This window comes from Mesorhizobium sp. M7A.F.Ca.CA.002.15.2.1 (genome assembly GCF_003998715.1).
GTDB classification, from domain to species: domain Bacteria; phylum Pseudomonadota; class Alphaproteobacteria; order Rhizobiales; family Rhizobiaceae; genus Mesorhizobium; species Mesorhizobium ciceri.
Genome location: NZ_RZPI01000215.1, coordinates 1 through 2,434 on the forward strand (window position 1 = coordinate 1; position 2,434 = coordinate 2,434).

At 65.7% G+C, this 2,434-nt stretch carries 2 protein-coding genes; both read right to left on the reverse strand.

Translation table 11 applies throughout. The features are described from left to right. Window positions 1-1,210: UDP-N-acetylmuramoyl-tripeptide--D-alanyl-D-alanine ligase (gene murF / locus ENZ74_RS14270; RefSeq protein ID WP_127312823.1), on the reverse strand; the 1,210-nt coding region annotated here is incomplete at its 3' end. Further along, window positions 1,207-2,434: UDP-N-acetylmuramoyl-L-alanyl-D-glutamate--2,6-diaminopimelate ligase (locus ENZ74_RS14275; protein WP_245470953.1), on the reverse strand; the 1,228-nt coding region annotated here is incomplete at its 5' end. The genes ENZ74_RS14275 and murF, both read right to left, overlap by 4 nt.

Here is a 2,434-nt window from a genome sequence, read left to right on the forward strand (position 1 = left end):
AGACAGGATCGGCAAGGGCCGCATGCAGCTTGGTCGAATGGTCGCCGAGTTCGAGCATGTCGCCGAGCACGGCGATGCGGCGGCCCTCGCCCGTCACCGGCGTCGCGTTGAGCAACGCCATCGCAGCAGCCATCGATGCCGGATTGGCGTTGTAGCTTTCGTCGATCAGCGTGATCAGTCCACCGGGGTGGCTCGAAGTCGAACCACCGGGATGGCGCAGCACATGGCGCTTGCCGCGCCCGCGCTCGGCGGAGAGATCGGCCAGTGCTGAAGCACCCTTGTCGAGATCGGCGCCGACCAGATGCGCCGCACCCAGCACCGCCAGCACGTTCTGCACCATATGGCGACCGGGCGCGCCGATCCGCGCCGTCACTTCGTGGCCGCCGATCCTGGCGGTGATGTCGGAATGATCGGCATGCAGTTCGCATTTGGTGAGCTTGAAGGTAGAGCGCGCATTCTCGCCGAAGCCGTAGACGTGCTCGACACCGGCGGCATGGGCCATCTTGTCGAGCAGCTTGAATCGGGCATCGTCGCGGTTGAGGACGGCGGCCCCCTCGGGCTCCAACCCCTCGAAAATCTCGGCCTTGGCCTTGGCGATCTCGTCCAGATTACGGAAAAAGCCGAGATGCGCCGCCGCGATCATGGTGACGATGGCGACATGCGGCCTCACCATCTTGACCAGCGGACGGATCTCGTCGGGATGGTTCATGCCGATCTCGAACACGGCATAGTCGCAATCATCAGGCATCCGCGCCAAGGTCAGCGGCACGCCCCAGTGATTGTTGAAGGACTGCGCCGAGGCATGCACCTTGCCTACGGCTTGCAGCACATGGCGCAGCGCTTCCTTGGTGGTGGTCTTGCCGGCCGAACCGGTCACAGCGATGATTTTCGCGCTCGAGCGGGCGCGCGATGCAACTCCAAGCTTTTCCAGCGCGACCAGCACGTCCTCGACGACGATGATCGGCGCTGTCAACCGGCCGAGCGACGGCAGCTTGCCTTCGGCCACCACCAGCACGCCAGCGCCAGCCTTGATGGCGGCGGTTGCGAAGTCATGGCCGTCCATCGCCTCGCCCTTGATGGCGAAGAAGGCGTCGCCCGGCTGCAGGCTGCGGCTGTCGATCGAAATGCCTGAAATCCCCTCCGGCATCGGCCCGAGCGGCCGCCCGTCCATGGCGGCAACCAGCGCTTCGGAGGTCCACAGCAAGCTCATGCTGCGCGCTCCGTGAGTGCCGCGCGGACTTCCTCATGATCGGAGAAATGCAAGGTCTCGGAGCCGATCGTCTGGCCTTCCTCGTGGCCCTTACCGGCCACGATCAGCGTGTCGCCGGCATGCAGCATGGCGACCGCTTCGTGGATCGCCTGGCGCCGGTCGCCGATCTCGATGGCCCCTGGAGCAGCGGCCAAAATAGCGGCACGGATCGTTTCCGGCACTTCGGAGCGCGGATTGTCGTCGGTGACGATGACGACATCGGCAAGCCGCGTCGCGATTTCGCCCATGATCGGCCTTTTTCCCCGGTCGCGGTCGCCGCCGCAGCCGAACACGACGATGACACGACCGGTGGTGAACGGCCGTACCGAAGCCAGCACGTTTTCCAGCGCGTCCGGCTTGTGGGCATAGTCGACATAGACCGGCGCGCCATTGCCGGTGGTGCCGACGAGGTCGAGCCGGCCCGGCGCGCCCTTCAGTTTCTCCAACGCTATCAGGGCCTTGGCGACAGGTGTTCCCGTGGAAATGGCAAGACCCGCCGAAACCAGCGCGTTCGAAATCTGGAAATCACCGGCCAGCGGCAGGTCGATCTCGTAGAGCACGCCGTCGGCCTCGACTTCGGCCCGCTGGCGGTGGCGTTCGTGCTCGACCCGCTTCAGCCTGAGGAAGTCGCCATGGCGGCCGACCGTCAGCACATTGAGCCCGGCAGCCTTTGCGGCCACGGTCGTCGGCGCCGACCATGGATCGTCGGCGAAGATCACGGCCGGCGCGCCCTTCGGCAGCAACGTGTCGAACAGGCGCAGTTTGGCGCGGTGATAATCCTCGATGGTCGGATGATAATCCATATGGTCGCGGCCGAGATTGGTGAAGCCGCCGGCGGCCAGCTTCACGCCGTCGAGGCGGCGCTGGTCGAGCCCATGGCTGGAGGCTTCCATCGAGGCGTGGGTGACGCCGGCATCGGCCAATTCCCGCAGCAATTGATGCAGGGCGACCGGATCGGGTGTCGTCAGCGAACCATAGTCGTTGCGCCCAGGCGCCACCACGCCGGTGGTGCCGATCGAAGCGGCGGCATAACCGGCTTGCTCCCAGATCTGCCTGGTGAAGGCTGCGACCGAGGTCTTGCCGCTGGTGCCGGTCACCGCGACCATGATCTCAGGCTGCTTGCCGAAATAGCGTGCCGCACTCTGCGCCAGCGCCAGGCGCGGATCGTCGACCGCCAGCACCGGA